The following is a 22122-nucleotide window of genomic DNA, read 5'->3' on the forward strand; positions in this document are numbered from 1 at the left end:
CTATAAATGAACAAGAGATCTTTAAGAGTTTTAGAATTTAATAAAGTAAAGGAAATACTTAAAAAGTATGCATATAGCAGTTCTGCCAAGAAATTAGTAGATGAACTTGTACCTTATGATAATACATATGAAATAAACAATGGATTAGAAGAATCTAATGAGGCACTTGAAATATTAATGAAGAAGGGTAATCCTCCAATAGAAGGTCTTTGTGATATAGGAGATATACTTCAAAGAGCGAAAAAAGGAGGTACATTAACACCAGAACAATTATTAAAGGTATTAGGAATGCTTACAGCAACTAGAAGAATGCAGGAATTTTTTAAAAGAGAAGAACAAGAAGTATCTTTTCCTAAGTTAGAAGATTTAGCGTATATATTAGCACCTATTAATGACTTGGAAAAAGAAATTGAGAGATCTATTTTATCAGAAGATGAAGTTAGTGATAATGCTAGCACTACTTTATATAATATAAGAAGAAGTTTAAAAGAAAAGAATTCTTCAGTAAGAGAAAAAATAAATTCAATAGTTAGAAGTAATTCTAAGTATTTACAGGATTCTTTATATACAATAAGAGGTGATAGATATGTAATTCCAGTAAAGGCAGAATATAAGAGTTCAGTGCCAGGGCTTGTACATGATCAAAGTTCAACAGGAGCTACTCTTTTTATAGAACCTATGGGGTTAGTTAATTTAAATAATGAAATAAAAGAACTTATGTTAAAAGAAAAGGCTGAAATAGATAGGATACTTTCAGCATTGTCATTAAAAGTAAAAATGAATGCAGAACACTGCGAGAGTAATTTTAAAATACTTACTAATTTAGATTTTATTTTTTCAAAGGGTAAATATGCATGTGAATTAAATGCAATAAAACCTATGGTAAGAGATGACGGAATATTCAACATAATGTCTGGTAGACATCCTTTAATTGAAAAAGATAAAGTTGTACCTTTAGATGTAAATTTAGGTGATGAATTTGACACTTTGATGATAACTGGACCTAATACAGGTGGTAAAACTGTTACATTAAAAACAGTGGGATTGCTTCATATAATGGCATTGAGTGGACTGCTTATACCTGCAAGTTCTAATTCATCAGTATCATTCTTTAAGGAAGTATTTGCTGATATAGGAGATGAGCAAAGTATTGAGCAGAGTTTATCAACTTTCTCATCTCATTTAACTAATATAGTAAATATCATGGAATATGATAATAGACAATCACTTATTCTATTTGATGAATTGGGTGGAGGAACTGATCCAGCAGAAGGTGCAGCACTTGCAATAGCTATTATAGAAAATTTAAGTAGTAAAGGTGCAAAATTAATAGCAACAACTCACTATAGTGAATTAAAGGCATATGCATTAAATAAAGAGAGAGTTGAAAATGCATCTGTAGAGTTTGATATTAATACATTAAGACCTACATATAGATTGTTAATTGGAGTTCCAGGAAAATCCAATGCATTTGAGATTTCTATAAGAATAGGACTTGGAAAAGAAGTTATAGATTGTGCAAAAAATTATATGTCTAAAGAAAATTTAGAGTTTGAAGGCTTAATAAGAAATCTTCAAGAAAAGAGTATTATAGCTAAAAAAGATGCAAGAGATGCAAAAGTCATTAAAGATCAAGCGGAAGAATTAAAGAATAAATATGAACAAAAGCTTGAAAGACTTGAAAAAGTTAAAGATAAGGCTTATATGGAAGCAAGAGAAGAGGCTAAAAAGATAGTATCTAATGCAAAAGACGAAGCAGATGATATATTAAAAGCTATGAGAGAACTTGAAAAACTTGGTATTTCAAGTGGTGGAAGACAAAGACTAGAAGAAGAACGTAAAAAACTTAAAGATAGTTTAGAAGAAAAAGAAAAGAATTTATATAAAATGAAAGAAAATGATGGTGAAGTACTTGAAAAAGTAACATTAGGTATGGAAGCGTTTTTGCCATCTTTCAATCAAAATGTGATAGTGATTTCTATGCCTGATAATAAAGGGGAAGTACAAGTTGAAGCTGGGATTATGAAAATTTCAGTTAAGTTAAAGGATCTTAGAAAAACTAAACAATCTAAAGTTGAAAAGGTAAAGAAAAAGAGAGAATTAAAATTAAATTTAAGTAAAGTTGAAAATCGTATAGATTTAAGAGGGTTAGATGCAGAAGAAGCTTGTTATAGAGTAGATAAGTATTTAGACGATGCTTATATGGGCAATCTTGGAGAAGTAACAATAGTTCATGGAAAAGGTACTGGAATTCTTAGAAAAGCAATAAATGACATGCTTAAGAGACATATACATGTTAAAAATTATAGATTAGGTGGATATGGTGAAGGTGGAGATGGTGCAACAATAGTCGAACTAAAATAATGTGATGTTTTGAAATATTGATCTTTTGTATAAAGCTCGTGGACAGAGAAATTTGTTTTAAGAACTCTAAAATAAAGATTAGTCCAATTAATGCATGCTCCCAATGAAACATTGTACTGTGTGAAAGTTCGTGTTTCCAAATATGAAATTTGGACACTTACTTTTGACAAGCAATTAATTGTAAGGCTAAAAGGAAACTCAACTCAAGTACATTCGCTGAGTAAGTAAGAGTAGCAAAATATAAAATTTTGACTCTTACTTAAGAGTTCTAGAAAAGTAAATTTCAATGCCACTTCGCCTTTATAACAAAAGATCAACATATTTAAAATAGGGTAGAATAAGAAATAAATATGAAGAAATTTTGAGGTGAGTGCATGTATATTATAAGTGCATGTTTATGTGGAGTTAACTGTAAATATAGTGGGGAAAATAATTTAAATGAAAAGTGTGTTGAGTTATTTAGAAGAGGAAAAGCTATTTTGGTATGTCCTGAACAACTTGGAGGATTAAGTACTCCTAGAACTCCAGTAGAATTAAAAAATTCTGCTCAGGATATACTAGAAGGGCATGGAATAGCAATTACAAAAGATGGTTTAGATGTTACAAATCAATTTGTAAAAGGTGCATATGAAACATTAAAGATAGCTAAAGAAGTGAATGCTACAAAGGCTATTTTAAAAGAAAAAAGTCCATCATGTGGTGTTAATAAAGTATATGATGGAAGCTTTCAAGGAAACAAAATAGATGGAATGGGACTTACTGCATACTTATTGCAAAAAGAAGGAATAGAAGTATTTTCTGAAGAAGATATAGAACCTAATAATGAAAAATTAATATATTTAAATGAATATTTTGAAAACAAATTAAAAAGAAAAAAATTTTTAAACTTAGAGGAAGATGATTTTGATTATAATTATGATGAGTCATTGGATTTGACAGAATGTTTAGATGAATTTTCTGATTTGCCAAGTCGAGTTAAGGATAATGTAAAAAGACTAATAATATCTTTAGCAGAAGATCTTATGGGATTTACTGAAATAGATGAAATATCAGAAGCTACAGGGCTAACAATAGAGGAAATTAAAACTATAAAGAATGAACATGAAAAATAAGAAATGTTAGTAATTGGAAAAATTTATTACTAAATACTATAAAATATTAAAAAAACTATTTTTTATTATGGATAAGTATTGTATAATAATAGAAGTATTAAGTAAAATTTTGTTAAGTTAGTATAAATGTTTAACAAATGATTTATACAAATGGGAGGGAACATATATGGATTATAAAGAAAAATATAACTCATGGCTTAATTCTGAGAGTATAAATGAAGAAACAAAGAATGAATTAAAAGCTATATGTGATGAAAAAGAAATAGAAGATAGATTTTATAAAGATTTAGAGTTTGGTACAGGTGGATTAAGAGGTGTAATTGGTGCAGGAAGCAACAGAATGAATGTATATAGTGTTTCAAAAGCCACTCAAGGTTTTGCTAATTACTTAAATGAAAACTTTAACAAACCAGCAGTTGCAATTGCATACGATTCTAGAAATATGTCAAAGGAATTTGCTAAGGCAGCAGCACTTACATTATGCGCTAACAATGTAAAAGTATACTTATATGAAAGTTTAAGACCAACACCAGTGTTATCTTTTGCTACAAGAGAATTAAAATGTAGTGGTGGAATAGTTGTAACCGCTTCACATAATCCAAAACAATATAATGGATATAAGGTTTATGATGAATTTGGAGGACAAGTTACAGATGACAAAGCTAACAAAATAATAACTTGTGTTAACCAAATTGAAGATTTTTCACAAATTAAAATTATAGATGAAAAAGATGCTTTAGAAAAAGGTTTACTTGAATATGTAGGTGAAGAATTAGATAAAGTTTATATGGAAAAAGTAAAATCTTTAACTATTAGAAAAGAATTAGTTAGTGAAAAAGCTAATACTTTAAATGTTATATATACTCCAATTCATGGATCAGGCAATGTTCCAGTTAGAAGAGTATTAAAAGAATTAGGATATACAAATGTAGAAGTTGTAAAAGAACAAGAAGCTCCAGATGGAAACTTTCCAACAGCATCTTATCCTAATCCAGAAAATCCAGATGTATTTAAATTAGCTTTAAATATGGCACAAAGCACAAATCCAGATATCATATTTGGAACAGATCCTGATTGTGATAGAATTGGTGTTGTTGTAAAAGACAGCAAAGGTGAATACAAAGTTTTAACTGGTAACCAAACTGGATTATTATTAACTCATTATATGTTAAGTTCATTAAAAGAAACGAATAAGTTACCTGAAAATGGAGTAGTTATTAAGACAATAGTAACTACAGAAGGTGCTAAAGCAATTGCTGATGATTTTAATATAGAAATATTAGATGTACTAACTGGATTTAAATATATAGGAGAAAAGATAAGAGAATTTAAAGAATCAGGAGAACATACTTACTTATTTGGATTTGAAGAAAGTTATGGATATCTTGCAGGAGACTTTGTTCGTGACAAAGATGCAGTAATAGCTTCAATGTTAATATGTGAAATGTGTTTATATTATAAAGAACATGGAAAGAGTTTATATGATGCTTTAATAGAATTATATGAAAAATATGGATACTTTAAAGAAACTCTTGTATCTTTAGAATTAGCAGGAAAAGAAGGTCAAGAAAAAATAGCTTCTTGTATAGATGCTATGAGAAATAGTAAAGTAAGTGAAATTAATAATGTAAAAGTAGTCAGAAAATTAGATTATAAATTAAGTATGGATGAAGATGTAGAAAACGGAAGTAAGGTAGCAATTGATTTACCAAAATCAAATGTATTAAAATTTATACTTGAAGATGATTCTTATTTTGTAGTGAGACCGTCAGGAACTGAACCCAAAATGAAAGTTTATTTATCTATTAAGGGAAATAGCTTGACTGATGCTGAAAAGCAAATATCAGAATTCAAAGAAAATGTCATGAAATTAATTAATGAAAAATTAAACTAAATTAATTCTACAAATAAGCTGTTTTAAGTGATATAATAATCATTTGAGACAGCTTTTGTTCTTAAATACTATCAAGATAAAATTAGGTGGTGTAACATAATGGATTATAAAACAATGTTGAAGGAAAAATTAAGTAAGATATTATTTTTAGAAATGGATATAGAGGGATTTAAAAAGACTGTAAATATTCCGGAATATGTGACATTTAAAAATAAAGATTTATATATGCCTATAAGTTCAGAATATATAACATCTAATGTTAATGATGAAATAAAAATGAAGAACTTACCTATATATTATTTTATTGAAGGAATGTTTATATGTTTTGCATGTGATGAAAAATTAAGATTTAATGATGATTATGGAATTATTTTAACTTATATTGCTAATGCCGAAGAATCTATAAAAAGTCTTATAGCTAATAGAATTAAAGAAGAAAGATTAGAAGAAGCTTATATATTATTAAAAGGATTATATATATATAATAGAGAAGAAGAGGTTTTTAAAAATCTATTATTGACAGGGGAAGCCTTGAGAGAAAAGGATTCTAAATTCAAATCAATACTATTACAAGATATTGAAGAAGGAAAGATAAAGTTTAAAAATATGCCAGAACCTTACTTGTATAATGCACTTATATTAAGAGATGATGGAGACTTTATAAATGCTAAAGAAGAAATTAATAGCTACCTAAATAAAGGCGGAGTAAAGAGCGGAGAGATAGATCAAATAATCAACGATATTAACAATGTAAGTCAATATGAAAAAGCAATAGAGCTTTTAAATGAAAAGCCAGAAAAAGCAATAGAAATGTTATTGCCATTAGTTGACCAATTTGAAACAAATCCACTTTTATATTATTACTTAGCAGTTGGATATAGAAATTTAGAAAACTATGAAAAAGCTATATACTATTTAAATCAAAGTTTAAGTATTGAATCAGGTATATTAGAAGTAGTTAATGAACTTGGTATAAATTATGCTTGTCTTGGTAATTATGAAGAAGCAATAAAATACTTTAAAAAGGCTTTTGAGGCTTCAAGAGATGTTGAAATTTGTACTAACATAATAATGTGTTATATGAATTTAGGCGATAATGAACAAGCAAAACTTCATTTAGAAATTGCTAAAAAATTAAAACCTGAAGATGAAATTGTAAGTCAATTAGAAAAAGCTTTAACTAAATAGTTAAGTTTGTGTTTTAAAAGAAAGTTTATAATTTTAGTATAAAGCTCGTAGACAGGGAAATTTCATTTAAGAACACTAAAACAGATATTAGTCTAATTAATGCATGCTCCCAATGAAACATTGTGACAAGCAATTAATTCAACAAATATCTATTAAGAGTTCTAAAAAGTAAATTTCAATGCTACTGCGCCCTTATACTAAAATTATGAACACTATTTTTAAATAAAGGGTTTTATTTCAGCACTATCAAAATAGCATTAGATATTTTGTTAGTGCTTTTTATATATAGGAAAAGATGTTTTAATATGCATATATCAACACGTTGCTAAAACATAGCAATTTTAAAAAATTATTATTTTAATACATAAAAAGGGATTTATTATATGATATAATAGTCTAATCAATAATAAGTATTATATTTATGAAAATACTACATAATGAAAGGAGAAACTACTTTAAATTATATCTAAATTTTTAACTTTGTAATTTTAAGTAGCGAATTTTATGTTTACAGATATACTTAATTTTAAAATATTTAATGGCAACAAAAAAGAACTGATGAAATACATAGAGAAATTTGAAAAGATAAATATTATATCAGGAAATCCAGAGATATTATTTAATGGATTAAATGATAAAATACTTAATAGATGTTTTAAAGAAGACAACTCTGTAATTATTCCTGATGGGGTAGGGACAGTTCTTGCTTCTAAATTGTTAAAAAATCCAGTAAAAGAAAAAATAGCTGGAATAGAGGTTATGAAAGATCTTTTATCAAAAGCTAATTTAGAAAATAAATCTATTTATTTATTAGGAGCAAAAGAAGAAGTAATTCAAAAATGTGCGGAAAATATTAAAAATGAATTTAATAATTTAGATATATGCGGTTTACATAATGGATATTTTGATTTAGATAGTTGTGCTGAAATAAAAGATGAAATAAAAGAGAAAAAGCCTTGGGCTATTTTTATTGCTATGGGATGCCCAAGACAAGAATATTTTATTGAAAAATATATGGATATATTACCTTGTAATATATTTATGGGTGTTGGAGGAAGTTTTGATATATTTTCAGGAATTTCTAAAAGAGCACCTAAATGGATGATAAATTTAGGACTTGAATGGCTTTACAGGGTGATAAAGGAACCTTGGAGAATAACAAGACTTACTTCTATACCTAAGTTTTTAATAAAAGTATTAAAGTATAATAAAAGGTGATAAATATGAAGAAGAATACTTTATTAAAATCTACTTTAATAATAATGATAGTATCGTGTATAAGCAGAGTTATAGGTTTTGTTAGAGATATGCTTATTGCAAATAATTTTGGAGCTGGTATGTATACAGATGCATATAATATTGCTGTTACTGTACCGGAAACTATATTTATGCTTATAGGCCTTGCAATCTCTACATCATTTTTACCAGTACTAAGTAAGATAAAGGCGAAAAAAGGCAAAAATGAAATGTATTATTTTGCTAATAATGTGATTAATATATTATTTATTATTTCAGTTATATTTTTTGCTATAACTAGTATTTTTTCAAAAGAAATAGTTATGGCTTTGGGAAAAGGGTTTGATACAGAAACAACTATTTTAGCAATTAGATTAACTAGAATTACACTGATTAATTTATTATTTATGTCAATTAACGCATGTTTTACATCATTATTACAAGTTAATGAAGATTTTGTTATACCATCAATATTAGGTTTGTTTTTTAATTTACCTATGATAGTGTATTTACTATTTTTTAGAAGTTATGATATTATTGGATTAACTATAGCTAATGTTATAGGAAACTTTTTTAGAGTAGTAGTTCAAGTACCATCGTTAGTATCACATGGGTATAAATATAAATTTTTTGTTAACTTAAAAGATGAAGGATTAAGAGCCATTTTATTCTTAATAATTCCAGTGGTTATAGCAGCGGGTGCAAATTCTCTAAATATGATAGTTGACAAAAGAATTGCATCATCATTAGAGATCGGATCTATTTCAGCATTAGGTTATGCAGAAAAGCTTATATTTTTTATAAATAGTATAATAACAACATCTATATCTAGTGTTGCATATCCTATGATGGCTAATGCTAGGAATGCAAAAAAAATAGATGAGTTTGTAGAATTATTAAAAAAATCTCTTATATATTTAGCTCTAATTTTAATACCAATTACAGTTGGAGTTATAATATTTAAAGAAGATATTGTAAGTATTATATATGAAAGAGGAAAATTCACAGAATATGCAGTAAAATTAACAAGTTTAGCTTTACTTGGATATACAGTTGGAATATTTTTTACTGGAATGAGAGATATATTAAATTCTACTTTATTTTCTATGGGAAAAACTAAGATTACAACTGTAAATGGAATTATAGGAGTAATCATAAATATATGTTTAAGCATAATATTATCAAAAACTATAGGAATATATGGAGTAGCATTAGCATCTTCTATAGCTATGATGATAACTTCGATTTTATTATTTATTAGTATTACAAAATTAGAACGTAATTTTACTTATAAAGATTTATTTGTTAAAATATTCAAGATAATTATTAATTCAATTTTAATGGGATTAGTCATTATTACATTTATAAATTTTATGGATGAAATAATACCAAAAATAATGATTATTATTTTTGGAACTATTATTGGTATCATAAGCTATTTTATATTATGTAATTTATTTAATATAAAAGAGGTACAGGAGATAAAAAATTTATTTTTAAACAAAGTAAAGAAGAAATAATAGGAGGACATATGAAAATATTATTTATAGCTTGTTATTCTCCATTAATAAATAATTCAGCTGCAATAGAAACTTTGCAGTATTTAAATAAATTAAGCGAAATTCTAGGAAATGAGATACATTTATTAACTGTTAATTTTCCTAAAAATTCAATATATTATGATGAATATTTATTTTCTATGATGGATAGCAAAATAAAATATCATTTAATTGATGGTGGAGTAATATTTAAAAAATTTATTCCTAGAAAGCAAAGTGTATCTAAGATAAATAAAGAATCTATAAAAAATAGAAAAATTTTAAGAAGGATTAAAAATGCACTTGTAATACCTGATATGTATTATGGATGGGCTAAAAAAGCAGCAAAGTATGGAATTCAACTTATGCAACAAGAAAAATTTGATGTTATATTTTCAATGCATGAGCCGCCATCTTCTCATTTGTGTGCATACTATATAAAAAGAAAATTCAAAAATATACCATGGATTACATATTGGAGTGATCCTTGGCTTAAGGATTCAACACGTCAAAATTCTTTTATATTAAAAAAACTAATCGAAAAGAATATGGAAAAGAAGGTTGTTGAATTATCAGATAAATTTATTTTTGTAACTGAAGAAAATAGAAAAGATTACTTAAATCAATACAAAGTTGTTGAAGCTAAAAGCGATTTTACTTATATATTAAATAGAGGATTTGATAAAGAATTATATAATAAATTATCATTAGAAAATACTCCATCACTTATACAAAGCAATAAAATTAACATGGTTTATACAGGAGAAATATTTACTAAATTAAGAAATATAAATCCTTTCATTGAAGCGTTAGAAGAGATTAAAAATGAAAATAAAGATGACTATGAATTACTTAATATTTTATTTTTTGGCAACATAGATGATATTGAAGTTAAAAGAAAATTAAGTAATCTAGAAATAGCAAAAGTTTCATCTAGAATACCTTTTGATGAAGCACTTAAGTATATGTTAAATTCAGAAATATTAATTTTATTTGGTAATAAAAATTCTAAACAAATACCTGCAAAAATATATGATTATTTTGGAACGGATGCAAGAATTTTTGTTATTTATGGTGATGATAATGATCCAATTAAAGATATAGTTGAGAATAATGAAAAGTGCATTAATGCTAGTAATTCTGTTAAAGAAATAAAAGATAATATATATAGGTTAATAGGCTTATATAAAAGTAATAATATAAAGTCAGAACCAGATTATAGATATGAATGGAATAGCATAGTTAAGAAGCTAAATACTATATTAGAAGAGAAGTGATAAAAATGCATATTATGGTAATACCATCGTGGTATTCATCACCAAGAAATAAAATTCATGGAAGCTTTTTTAAAGAACAGTTTAAAGCATTATCTAATAGTGATGAAAAAATTACGGTGGCTTATAATGAAATTTGGCCACTTACGTTAATTGGTAAAATAAAAGAAAAAAGAAAAATTAATTTTAGTATAGAAGATAACCTTAGAACTTATAGATATAAAGATTTCAATTATTTTCCTAAGAACCCATTAATGTTTAAAAGCTTTAATAAGAGAATGGATAAATTATATAAAGAAATAGTTAAAAAAGAAGGTAAAGTTGATATAATACATGCCCATTCTGCAATGTGGGGTGGAATTTCTGCAGCTTATATAAGTAAAAAATATAATATACCATTAGTTATAACAGAGCATTCATCACTAAAGTATGCAAAATATTTAAAAGATAGTTATAGAAAACATATTTATAAAGCTTATGAAAGTTGTGATTCATTAATAGCAGTAGGTAATGGCTTAAAAAAGGAACTTAACACATATGTAAATAGAGATATAGAAGTTATTCATAATATGGTTGATTTATCTTTATTTAATATGGAAGCAGAGTGCAATAAAGACGCAAAGAATAATACGCTTACTTTTTTCTCATGTGCTTTTCTTGAAGAGGGAAAAGGTATGGAGTTGTTAATAAAATCTTTTAAAGAAGTGTTTATTAATGAAAATGTGGTACTTAAAATAGGGGGAGACGGGTCTCTAAAATCTTCATTAGAAGAATTAGTTAAAAGTATAGGTATGGAAAAACAGATATTTTTTTTAGGGGCGTTATCAAGGCAAGAGGTAGCTAATGAAATGAAAAATTGTGATATATTTGCATTACCATCAGAACATGAAACCTTTGGCGTTGTATATATAGAGGCTTTAGCTTGTGGCAAACCTGTTATAGGTGCTAAAAATGGTGGCGCTGAAGATATAATAACTAAAAAAAATGGAATTATTGTTGAAAAAAACAATGAAGAACAATTAATATCTGCATTGAAATATATGAAAGAAAATTATAAAAATTATAATGAAAGCAATATTAGAGATATGACAGTTAAAAATTATTCAGAAGATTTATTGGTAAAGAATTTGAAGGGAGTGTATAAAAAAGTAAATGAAAGAGGTATTAAATAAAATTTACAATTTTATAGGTAACAGATTATATTTTAGATTACTATATATATTAGTCAGCTTAGGTTTTGCAACTATTTTTTTATATGTTCCAGCAATAAAAAAATTAAATACTATTGTTTTAGCATGGGGTATTTTACTAATATTAATTATGATATTTAAAGATTATAAAACAAGAAAGATATATAAATTTGATATTCCAATAATTTTATTTATAATTTTTACTTTAGCACTTAACATATTTGCTTATAGGACTACGGAAAACATCAAAATATGGATAGTTAATTTAATGATATTTACATCTTTATATACAATAGATGTATTTAAAAGCAAAAGGCAAAATATAAAAGAAATGAATATTATATCATATTTTTATATTGCTTTAATGTTACCATTATCAATAGTATCATTATATGTGGACTATAAGAAGATAACTATACAAGCAACTGATATGGTATTTGGAACAGGTCGATCATTTGGGATTTTTGTAAATCAAAATGCTTTATCTATAGCAGCAGGATTAGCAGTTGTATTAAGTATATATTTAATGTTAAAAAATAATAATATTAAGATGAAAATATTATTATTTCTAAATGTTATTATACAAGGTATTACAATGGTAAAAGCAAATGGAAGAAGTTCATATTTGCTTATAATTGCTGTAATATATTTATTTATATTTGTATATTTAAAAAGTAAACATTTAAGAATAGCATTATTAATAATTCCATTATTATGTTCAAGTGTATTATTAACTTTTGATGAAGACAGACTACATAGCTTTACAAGTGGAAGAAATATTTTATGGAAATCAGCTAGTTTTGTTATAAAAGACAATCTGTTGCTTGGAGTAGGAAATTCAGATTTAATAGAAGCAGTAAGAAATGCTAGAATAGTTGAATATTTACCAGGAATAGAATATGGTGGACTTCATAATATTTATCTTCAAATAGCAACTGTAAATGGAATTATTTCATTAGCATTAATTTTAATTTTTCTAATAAGTATTATGGTATTTATAATAAAGAGATTAGATAAGCTGAAGGGGAAAGAAAAGCTTCAAATGACTACAATATCTTCTATGTTACTTGGAATATTAGCAGTAAATGCATTTGAAAGTAATTTAGTTTATATAATAAGTTTTATATCTATTATGTTTTGGATATATCTTGGATATATAATATCTATATTAGATAATAAAAATATAAGCAATAATAAATAAGGGGGATTTTTAATGGAATTTTATAAACAAACAATTAAAGAATTTATTGGGGATGTAGAAAGTGATAAAGCATCACCAGGTGGCGGAAGTGTAGCAGGGCTAATAGGTGCATTATCAGGTGCGCTGAATTCAATGGTATATTCTTTAACAGTAGGTAAGAAAAAATACCAACAATTAGATGAAGAAATTAAAACTATTATAGATGATTTTAGAGAAAAATCTAAAGGATTTACATATAGAAGCTTAGAACTTATGGAAGAAGATCGAAATGGATTTTTAAAGTTAATGGATTGCTACAAACTTCCTAAAGATACAGAAGAAGAAAAAAGCAATAGAAATAATGCTATAAAAGAAGGTACAAAAGAAGCTATGTTACCACCATTAAAATTAGCAAGAGAATCTTTTGAGTTTTATAAAAATTTAGATGTTATGAGCCAATATGGCAACAAAATGCTTTTATCAGACTTAGGCATGTCAGCAATATTATTACACTGCACTATAGAGAGTGCAATAATGAATGTCAAAGTTAATTTAAATGGCTTAAGAGATGATGAAATATTCTTTAATGAAATAAAAGAAGAATTAGATGATTTATTTAATAAATCTAAAGATAAAAAAGAAGAAATTGTAGCACAAGTAAATTCAGTTATATTTCAAGAATAATAATTTGCAATTAAATCTATGTTTATATATGCAATAGGCAAAATGGCATTGTAATTGGATTTTGAAAATAGTTAAGTGAGAGTCGGAATTTTCATATTTCGTTCCTCAAACTTACTCAGCGACTAAATAGGAGTCGAGTTTCATTTTTAATTTATATTTATTGCTTGTCTCAATTTTATATTGGGAACAAGCTGAAATGGGACTATACTTGTTTTTAGTATTCCTAAGTTCAATTACTCAGTCCACTTTGCTTATGCATATATAAACATCTTTAAAAATTATAGTCTTAAATAGAAAAGGGACTATGCATAATGAATAAAAATTATGCATAGTTCCTTTTTATATATTTAAAAGCATTGTTTAAGAATAGTCTAAATATCTTTATTCTGTTGGAAGTTCATTTAAGGATTTAAATTCATATCCATCATCTTGTAATTTTTTTATAACAGTATCTAATATTTTAGCATTAGTATCAGATACAGCATGAAGAAGCATTATACATCCGGGATGAGCACCGTTAGTTATCTTATTTATTGCAAAACTTTCAGCAGGTTGATTTTTTACTAACCAATCTTTATAAGCAAAACTCCAAAATACAGATTTATATCCTAAGTCTTTTGTGGCTTTTAAAGAATCTTTTGAATATTTACCCATTGGTGGTCTAAAATATTTTGGCATATCTTTCCCTACAACCTTTTTATAAGCTTCCTCTACTTCAGTAAATTCTGATTCAAATTTAGCTTTATCATGAATTGATGCCATTGAAGGATGATGAGATGAATGATTACACACTAAATGTCCCTCATCAACCATTCTTTTAATTAAGTCAGGCTCAGTATCAATATAAGGTTTAACAACAAAAAAGGCAGCAGGTACATTTAATTTTTTTAATGTATCTAATATTTTACCTGTATTACCATTTTCATATCCTTCATCAAAAGTAAGATATATTACTTTTTTAGATGTATCTCCTAGATAACAAGCATCATTTTCTTTTAGGAAATCTACTGACTCTTTTGGCCCTTCAGCTACATTATCTTTACCTTTACCTACATAATACCAATTTAGTTCTCCTTGATCGGAAAACAATGAAAATATATCTTTAACTTTATTTTCTTCAAATTCTATAAATTGCTCCATTTCATCTTCATTGGGCTTTTTGGATTTGGCATTAATAGGTGTAGCAAGAGAATTTATAGTTAACACTGAAACTAATAAAGCTAAAATTGATTTTTTATAATATTTTTTCAAATTTCCACCTTCTATCTTAAAATTATTTATTTTAGCTATATTTAAAAATAACATTGATGTTGTAGTATAAAACAAACTCCAATTTTATTTAGCATATATACTAAAACACCAATAGTGGCTTAAAATATAGCTTATTTTACATAACGTTTTCTAAATATTATATAGAATAATAAATTTCTACAGATTTAGAATATGTTCATATAAAATATTGTTTGTATTTTATCAAACTATTAATCATGGTAATTTCTATTAAATATAGATTTTTATTTAAGTAACTATTTATTTTAGGTGTGTTAAAGCAAAAATCTCTGCCTACAAGCTTCATACTATAACATCAAACATATTTAGTTGAAAAGAAAGACGTTCTAGAGTATAATTTTTAAAGGTGTATTAAATGTTAGAAAGGACTGTACATAAATGAAGTTAGGAATTGTAGGATTGCCGAATGTAGGTAAAAGTACATTATTTAATGCGATAACAAAAGCTGGAGCAGAATCAGCTAATTACCCATTCTGTACCATTGAACCAAATGTGGGAGTAGTTAGTGTTCCAGATAAGAGATTAGATGTCTTAGAAAAGATGTATAACACAAAGAAAAAAATATATACAGCAATAGAATTCTATGATATAGCAGGATTAGTTAAAGGAGCTTCAAAAGGTGAAGGTTTAGGAAATAAATTTTTAGCCAATATTAGAGAAGTTGAATCAATAGTTCACGTTGTAAGATGTTTTGATGATGAAAATGTTGTTCATGTTGAAGGTACTGTTGATCCAATAAGAGATATTGAAACTATAAACTTAGAATTAATTTTTTCAGATTTAGAAGTTTTAGAAAGAAGAATGGAAAAAGGTATAAAACTTGTAAGATCTGGTGATAAAACTGCTAAGTTTGAATATGGAATTATGGAAAAAATTAAAGAACAATTAGAATCTAATAAACCAGCAAGAACTTTAGAATTTACAGATGAAGAGCAAGCTTTTGTAAAAGGATTATTCTTAATTACTTCAAAGCCTGTTTTATATGCTTGTAATATTTCCGAAGATGATGTTATGGAAGGAAACTTCGAAAATAAATATGTGAAAACAGTAAAAGAATATGCAGCATCTGAAAATTCAGAAGTAATAGTTGTAAGTGCTAAAATAGAAGAAGAATTATCTGGATTAGAAGATGACGAAAAAAATGAAATGTTAAGAGAATATGGATTGGAAGAATCTGGTCTTGATAAGTTAATTGAAGCAAGTTATAAATTATTAGGACTTATGAGTTTCTTAACAGCTGGAGTTCAAGAAGTTAGAGCTTGGACTATTAAAAGAGGGACTAAAGCTCCACAAGCTGCTGGTAAAATCCATACTGATATTGAAAGAGGATTTATCAGAGCTGAAGTTGTTGGATATGATGATCTAGTTGAATGTGGATCAGAAGCAGCAGCAAAAGAAAAAGGTAAGTTCAGACTTGAAGGAAAAGAGTACATAATGGAAGATGGAGATGTAGTTAACTTCAGATTCAATGTATAACATATTTTTTAATACTAAGAGGAACCTTTGATTAAGGTTCCTTTTTTCTTTAAAAAATTATATTTTTAAAATTAAACTTTTATTATGTAAGGATATATTTAGAAGAAAAATAATATATATACTTTAAGAATGTTAATAAGGAGTTATTTTATGGAAACAAAAAAATCATTACGTAATTTAAGTTTTTGGATAATTTTATCTATAATATTTAATCTATTTATTTTTCATTTTAAGGGAGAAAGTGCTGCAATTGAATATTTTGGAGGCTACATAATAGAAATGTCTTTAAGCTTGGATAATTTATTCTTATTCTTAATGATATTTTCAAGCTTTGGAATAAGAGAAGAATATCAAGAAAGAGTTTTATTATATGGAGTTATTGGAGCTATGGTACTACGTCTTATATTTATTTTACTTGGTGTTACTATAGTAAATAAATTCCATTGGATTCTTTATATTTTTGGAGTGGTATTATTATTCAGTGGATTTAAAATGTTGTTTTCTAAAGAAGATAATATACAATTTCATGATAATTTTGCTGTTAAATTATTAAGGAAGGTTATGCCCGTAAGTAATACAATTAATAATAAGAAGTTTTTTGAAAGAAAAAATAAAATTCTTTATGCAACTCCATTATTTGTTGCTTTATTAGTTATAGAATTTTCAGATGTAATATTTGCTTTGGATTCAATACCAGCAATATTCTCAATAACTACAGACACATTTATAGTGTATACATCTAATATATTTGCAATACTTGGATTAAGAAGTATGTATTATGTACTAGCTAAAATGAATAGCATGTTTAGATTTATGAAATATGGAGTTGGATTTATATTAATGTTTACAGGAATAAAGCTTATAATAATTCAATTTGGAATTGAGATATCAGTTGTAAATTCAGTACTAATAATAATGATAATATTACTTACAAGCATTTTATTATCATTATTATTTGATGGTACAAAGAAAGAAAATAGATGCTAAATTATAAGTATATACCTTGTAGTAAAAGGGTAAAATTAATTAAAAATATTTAAATGGTATTTACCTTTTTAAACATAAGGTGTATTATATATTAAAAGATAATTATTATTTTTTAATAAAGAATATTTATAATTTAAAGGGGAAATATATTATGAAAATTGTTGTAATAGGATGTACTCATGCAGGAACAGCTACCATTGTTAATTTAAAGGAACGCTATCCAGAAAGTGAAATAACAGTTTATGAAAGAAATGATAACATATCGTTTTTATCATGTGGTATTGCTTTAAGTATAGGAGGGGTTGTTACTGAAACAGAAAAGCTTTTCTATAATTCACCAGAAAATTTAAAATCTCTTGGAATTTTAACTAATATGAAACATGATGTTTTAGATATAGATTTTGATAATAAAAAAATTAAAGTTAAAAATTTAGATTCAGAAAAAATTTTTGAAGATAATTATGATAAATTAGTTCTTACTTTAGGATCTTGGCCAATAGTACCTAAATTCGAAGGTGGAGAATTAGAAAATATTATTTTATGCAAAAATTATAATCATGCAAAAGTTATTGAAGCAAAATGTAAAGATGCAAAAAATGTAGTTATAATAGGGGCAGGATATATTGGTGTTGAACTTGCAGAAGCTTTTCAAATGAAAAATAAAAATGTTACTTTAATTGATGCAGAAAAAAGGATAATGGCTAAATATTTAGATGAAGAATTTACTGATATAGCAGAAACAGAATTTAAAAATCATAATGTAAATCTAGTTTTAGGTGAAAAGGTAAAATGTTTTAAAGGTGAAAATGGTAAAGTAACACATGTAGTAACTGATAGTGGAACTTATGAAGGGGATTTAGTTATATTATGTATTGGCTTTGCACCTAGCGCAGCATTAGTAAAAGGAAAATTAGAAACATTACCTAATGGTGCAATCATAATAGATGAGTATATGAGAACAAGCAAAGAAGATGTTTTTGCAGCTGGAGATTGTTGTGTAGTAAAATATAATCCAGCAGGTGATACAAGATATATTCCACTTGCAACAAATGCTGTTAGAATGGGAACATTAGTTGCAATGAATATAGAAAATCCAACATTAAAGTATATGGGTACTCAAGGGACATCAGGTATTAAGATATACGAAAAGTGTATAGCTTCAACTGGACTAACAGAAGAAGTTGCAAAAAGTACAACTTCATTTAATGTAGAATCAGTAGTAGTTAAAGATAATTATAGACCAGAATTTATGCCAACTTTTGAAGAAGCATGCTTAAAATTAGTTTTTGATAAAGAAACAAGAAGAGTTCTTGGTGGCCAAATAATATCTAATTTAGATTTAACACAATTTATGAATACACTTTCAGTAGTTATTCAAAATAATATGACTGTTGAAGAACTCGCAATGACAGATTTCTTCTTCCAACCACATTTTAATAAACCTTGGAGCTTATTAAATATAGCAGCTTTAGAAGCTATGAAAAAATAATTTAAAAAAGTATAGTTAATATTAAAAAATATTAACTATACTTTTTTTATGTAGGAAATTGTGGAATTTTTTATTTCCACTTTCAACTAATAAAATATGGTACAACTATTTTGTTCTTCTATACAAAGATATTTAAACAATAAATAACTAAGACTGAAGAAACTGCAACAATAAGCAAATCTTTTTCAAAATATGCTAAAACTATAGCAGCTAAAGTTCCTACAGTTGAATATAACATGTTTTCTGTACTATAAAATATACTAGGAAATGTCATAGCACCTAAAACAGCATATGGAATATAATTCAAGAGAGATTTAATAAATATTGAGTTTATTTTTTTGTTAAATATAGTTAATGGAATTACTCTAGGTATGTAAGTAACTACAGCCATAATTATTACACAAACAATTATATACATTTATAAAACCTCCTTTATAGGAAAAAGATAAGCACCAATTGCAGAAGAGACTATTGATGCAACAATAACAACAAATCCAGAAGAAACTCTATTTAAACAAGGAATATATCTAAAGATACAACTAATTGTAACAGCAATAATAACCACTACTAATATAGGCTTGGACTTTTTAATTTGTGGTATTATTAAAGCAATAAACATAGCGTATAAGGCTATACCTAAAGAATCTTGTAAAGAAGCAGGTAATATTTTAGTAGTTACAGCACCTATAAAAGTTCCTAATGCCCAACCTAAATATGGAAGAGTCATTAATCCTAACATAAATTCAGAACTTAATTCATCTTTTTCAAGTGATGCAAGTGTAAATGTTTCATCTGTTACACCAAAGGATATTATAAAACGTTTAAACAAAGGTATTTTATATTGCATTTTTTGAGATAGAGATAATGACATAAGCATATACCTAATATTTATAACAAATATAGTTAAAGCTATTTCCAAATAAGAAGCAGAAATAAATATTAGGTTAATACCAGCAAATTGACCTGCTGATGTTAAGTTAGTCATTGATATTAATATTGCAATCCATGGACTAAGGCCTCCCCGTACAGCCATCATTCCAAAGGTAATAGAAACAGATAGATATCCAAGTGCAATTGGAATCCCTTTCTTTAAACCATATTTATAATCATCTAAATTATAAATTCTTCTTGTGTTTATAGTTTTTAATTCAATGTTTTTTTTCAAGAATAAGCCCTCCGCAAAAATAAGCAAAAATTTTTATAAATAAAATTATATCAAAAATATATTTGAAAATATATACATTAAAGTAATAGTACTGTAAATTAAAATTTTATTTTAATTTTTTTTATTTATTTAAGATACTTTTAACTAAATTTAAATAAGTATATATTAAGAAGAATTAAATCAGGAGAAATTTTATGAATTTAGTATTAGTGTTTTTAATTACAGCAATAATTGTTTGGAAAAGTATATATACAGTTAAGTTAATTGTAAAATTTACGATAGAAAAAAATAAAAAGGAAAAATATATTAATATAGTTTTATTTAATGGTTATGTCATATATTTTTATTTTTTATACAAAGCTGCTACAAATTCATTAGAATCTCCAATTGAAGGTCCAATTTGGTTAATATTAATTTTTATATTTCTTATATTTGGAAATTTACTCTATGATTTTAGAAATGGAAAAAAAAGATAAAAATTTTATTATTTGTTTAAAAAATTTAATTAAATTTCAAAAAAACTAAGTATATGGAAGGAAATATAATATTTATATAGAATAAATATTATAAAGTGGTTTAAAGTGGTTTAAAGTGGATTGAAATAGAGCTTAAATTGCTGTAAATTATTAAGGTGAGGGTAAATTAATGTTTATTGGAGAATATCAACATTCATTAGATTCTAAAAACAGAATGATTGTTCCAGCAAAGCTAAGAGAAGACTTAGGAGATAAGTTTGTAATAACCAAAGGTCTTGATGGATGTATTTATGCTTATACAATTAATGAATGGGGAATTTTGGAGAATAAGCTTAAAACCTTACCTTTGACAAATAGAGATGCAAGAGCATTTGTAAGATTCTTTTTTTCTGGTGCATGTATAGTAGAATTAGATAAGCAAGGAAGAGGATTAATTCCACAAAATTTAAAAGAATATGCAGGCATAGAAAAGGACATAGTAAGTATAGGGGTATTATCTAGAGTTGAGATTTGGAGCAGGGAAAAGTGGATTAATTACAATGAATCAGATATAGATTATGATCTGATTGCAGAAAAAATGAATGATTTAGGAATATAAGGAGTTTTTAATATGGAATTTAAACATATTTCAGTTTTACTAAACGAATGCTTAGATGCATTAGATATAAAGGAGAATGGAATTTATGTTGACTGTACACTAGGTGGAGCAGGACATTCATCTTATATATTAGAGCGTTTATCAAAGGACGGGGTATTAATAGGAATAGATCAAGACAGGGATGCTTTAAAAGCAGCAAAAGAAAGATTGAAAAGGTTTGAAAATGTAAAATATGTTCATAGTAATTTTTATGACATAGATAATATTCTTCAAAATTTAGATATACCTAAAGTGGATGGAATATTGATGGATCTTGGAGTATCTTCTTACCAATTAGACGAAGGAGAAAGAGGCTTTAGCTATATGAAAGATGCTCCTTTAGATATGAGAATGAATAGAGATAATGATTTTTCAGCTTATGAAATCGTAAATGAATATAGCGAAGATGAATTATACAAAATAATAAAAAATTATGGTGAAGAAAGATTTGCAAAAAGAATTTCAAACTGCATAGTAAATAGAAGAAGCGAAAATCCTATAAAAACTACTATGGAGCTAGTTGACATAATTAAAGCAGCTATTCCAGCAAAAGCGAGAAGAGAAGGTCCACACCCAGCAAAGAGAACTTTTCAAGCTATAAGAATAGAAGTAAATTCAGAACTTAAAATACTTAACCAAACTATTGAAGATGGTGTAAATAGATTAAATCCAGGTGGAAGAATGGCAATAATAACTTTCCATTCTTTAGAAGATAGAATAGTTAAGCTTAAATTTAGAGAACTTAATGACCCATGCACATGTCCAAAGGAATTTCCAATGTGTATTTGCGGTAAAAAACCTAGTGTAAAGTTAGTATCTAGAAAAGGAATAGAACCTACTAAAGAAGAGGTTGAAGAAAATCCAAGAAGTAGGAGTGCGAAACTTAGAATAATTGAAAAGTTATAAAATTTAATTTTTATTATGTTATAAATTAAGCGGGGA

The 22122-nt window shown here is 26.3% G+C and carries 19 protein-coding genes; 16 read left to right on the forward strand and 3 right to left on the reverse strand.

What is annotated here, in order from left to right:
- Window positions 1-6: 6 nt before the first annotated feature.
- The 10 genes from NG901_RS07570 (at window position 7) to NG901_RS07615 (ending at window position 13660) form a co-directional block, all read left to right on the forward strand.
- Window positions 7-2364 (forward strand): endonuclease MutS2, encoded by a 2358-nt coding sequence (locus NG901_RS07570; RefSeq protein WP_252213218.1) that lies wholly within the window; start codon window positions 7-9, stop codon window positions 2362-2364.
- Between the two features lie 374 nt (window positions 2365-2738).
- Entirely contained in the window at window positions 2739-3476 is a 738-nt protein-coding gene (locus NG901_RS07575) for a 2-thiouracil desulfurase family protein (protein WP_252213220.1), read from the forward strand.
- Between the two features lie 166 nt (window positions 3477-3642).
- Window positions 3643-5370: a phospho-sugar mutase gene (locus NG901_RS07580; protein ID WP_252213222.1), complete on the forward strand. Its 1728-nt coding sequence runs from the start codon at window positions 3643-3645 to the stop codon at window positions 5368-5370.
- A gap of 99 nt (window positions 5371-5469) precedes the next feature.
- Window positions 5470-6558, forward strand: a complete 1089-nt coding sequence (locus NG901_RS07585; protein WP_252213223.1) for a tetratricopeptide repeat protein — start codon at window positions 5470-5472, stop codon at window positions 6556-6558.
- 504 nt (window positions 6559-7062) lie between these two features.
- Window positions 7063-7776 (forward strand): WecB/TagA/CpsF family glycosyltransferase, encoded by a 714-nt coding sequence (locus NG901_RS07590; protein ID WP_252213224.1) that lies wholly within the window; start codon window positions 7063-7065, stop codon window positions 7774-7776.
- A gap of 5 nt (window positions 7777-7781) precedes the next feature.
- Window positions 7782-9314 carry a murein biosynthesis integral membrane protein MurJ gene (gene murJ, locus NG901_RS07595; RefSeq protein ID WP_252213225.1) on the forward strand — a complete coding sequence of 511 codons (1533 nt, stop codon included), beginning with the start codon at window positions 7782-7784 and terminating at the stop codon, window positions 9312-9314.
- Window positions 9315-9325: 11 nt separating this feature from the next.
- Window positions 9326-10609 (forward strand): glycosyltransferase family protein, encoded by a 1284-nt coding sequence (locus NG901_RS07600; protein ID WP_252213226.1) that lies wholly within the window; start codon window positions 9326-9328, stop codon window positions 10607-10609.
- Window positions 10610-10614: 5 nt separating this feature from the next.
- On the forward strand, window positions 10615-11778 hold the full coding sequence (locus tag NG901_RS07605) for a glycosyltransferase (protein WP_252213227.1): 1164 nt from the start codon (window positions 10615-10617) through the stop codon (window positions 11776-11778).
- Window positions 11759-12997: an O-antigen ligase family protein gene (locus NG901_RS07610; protein ID WP_252213228.1), complete on the forward strand. Its 1239-nt coding sequence runs from the start codon at window positions 11759-11761 to the stop codon at window positions 12995-12997. The genes NG901_RS07605 and NG901_RS07610 overlap by 20 nt, the downstream gene beginning before the upstream one ends.
- Window positions 12998-13009: 12 nt before the next feature.
- Window positions 13010-13660 carry a cyclodeaminase/cyclohydrolase family protein gene (locus tag NG901_RS07615; RefSeq protein WP_252213230.1) on the forward strand — a complete coding sequence of 217 codons (651 nt, stop codon included), beginning with the start codon at window positions 13010-13012 and terminating at the stop codon, window positions 13658-13660.
- A gap of 381 nt (window positions 13661-14041) precedes the next feature.
- Here the strand turns inward: NG901_RS07615 and pdaA are convergent, their stop codons facing one another.
- The gene (gene pdaA, locus NG901_RS07620) at window positions 14042-14965 is read right to left on the reverse strand and encodes a delta-lactam-biosynthetic de-N-acetylase (RefSeq protein ID WP_252213232.1); all 924 of its coding nucleotides are present in this window, start codon (window positions 14963-14965) and stop codon (window positions 14042-14044) included.
- Window positions 14966-15328: 363 nt separating this feature from the next.
- On the opposite strand from pdaA, the gene ychF reads away from it, so the two are divergent.
- The 3 genes from ychF to NG901_RS07635 all read left to right on the forward strand — a co-directional run bounded on the left by ychF (window position 15329) and on the right by NG901_RS07635 (window position 18902).
- Window positions 15329-16426, forward strand: a complete 1098-nt coding sequence (ychF, locus tag NG901_RS07625; protein ID WP_252213234.1) for a redox-regulated ATPase YchF — start codon at window positions 15329-15331, stop codon at window positions 16424-16426.
- A 150-nt stretch (window positions 16427-16576) separates the two neighbouring features.
- Window positions 16577-17413 carry a TerC/Alx family metal homeostasis membrane protein gene (locus NG901_RS07630; RefSeq protein WP_252213238.1) on the forward strand — a complete coding sequence of 279 codons (837 nt, stop codon included), beginning with the start codon at window positions 16577-16579 and terminating at the stop codon, window positions 17411-17413.
- A 151-nt stretch (window positions 17414-17564) separates the two neighbouring features.
- Window positions 17565-18902 (forward strand): FAD-dependent oxidoreductase, encoded by a 1338-nt coding sequence (locus NG901_RS07635; protein ID WP_252213241.1) that lies wholly within the window; start codon window positions 17565-17567, stop codon window positions 18900-18902.
- 118 nt (window positions 18903-19020) lie between these two features.
- Here NG901_RS07635 and NG901_RS07640 read toward each other — a convergent pair whose 3' ends face one another.
- The gene (locus tag NG901_RS07640) at window positions 19021-19320 is read right to left on the reverse strand and encodes an AzlD domain-containing protein (RefSeq protein WP_252213244.1); all 300 of its coding nucleotides are present in this window, start codon (window positions 19318-19320) and stop codon (window positions 19021-19023) included.
- Window positions 19321-20067 carry an AzlC family ABC transporter permease gene (locus NG901_RS07645; RefSeq protein ID WP_252213247.1) on the reverse strand — a complete coding sequence of 249 codons (747 nt, stop codon included), beginning with the start codon at window positions 20065-20067 and terminating at the stop codon, window positions 19321-19323.
- Window positions 20068-20261: 194 nt separating this feature from the next.
- On the opposite strand from NG901_RS07645, the gene NG901_RS07650 reads away from it, so the two are divergent.
- From NG901_RS07650 to rsmH, 3 genes are all read left to right on the forward strand, one after another.
- Window positions 20262-20543, forward strand: a complete 282-nt coding sequence (locus NG901_RS07650; RefSeq protein ID WP_252213250.1) for a hypothetical protein — start codon at window positions 20262-20264, stop codon at window positions 20541-20543.
- Window positions 20544-20712: 169 nt separating this feature from the next.
- Window positions 20713-21141 (forward strand): division/cell wall cluster transcriptional repressor MraZ, encoded by a 429-nt coding sequence (mraZ, locus tag NG901_RS07655; RefSeq protein ID WP_252213253.1) that lies wholly within the window; start codon window positions 20713-20715, stop codon window positions 21139-21141.
- Between the two features lie 12 nt (window positions 21142-21153).
- Window positions 21154-22086 carry a 16S rRNA (cytosine(1402)-N(4))-methyltransferase RsmH gene (rsmH, locus tag NG901_RS07660; protein ID WP_252213256.1) on the forward strand — a complete coding sequence of 311 codons (933 nt, stop codon included), beginning with the start codon at window positions 21154-21156 and terminating at the stop codon, window positions 22084-22086.
- Window positions 22087-22122: the final 36 nt, after the last annotated feature.

Source organism: Clostridium sp. CMCC3677 (assembly GCF_023845585.1).
Taxonomy (GTDB): Bacteria; Bacillota; Clostridia; order Clostridiales; family Clostridiaceae; genus Clostridium; species Clostridium aquiflavi.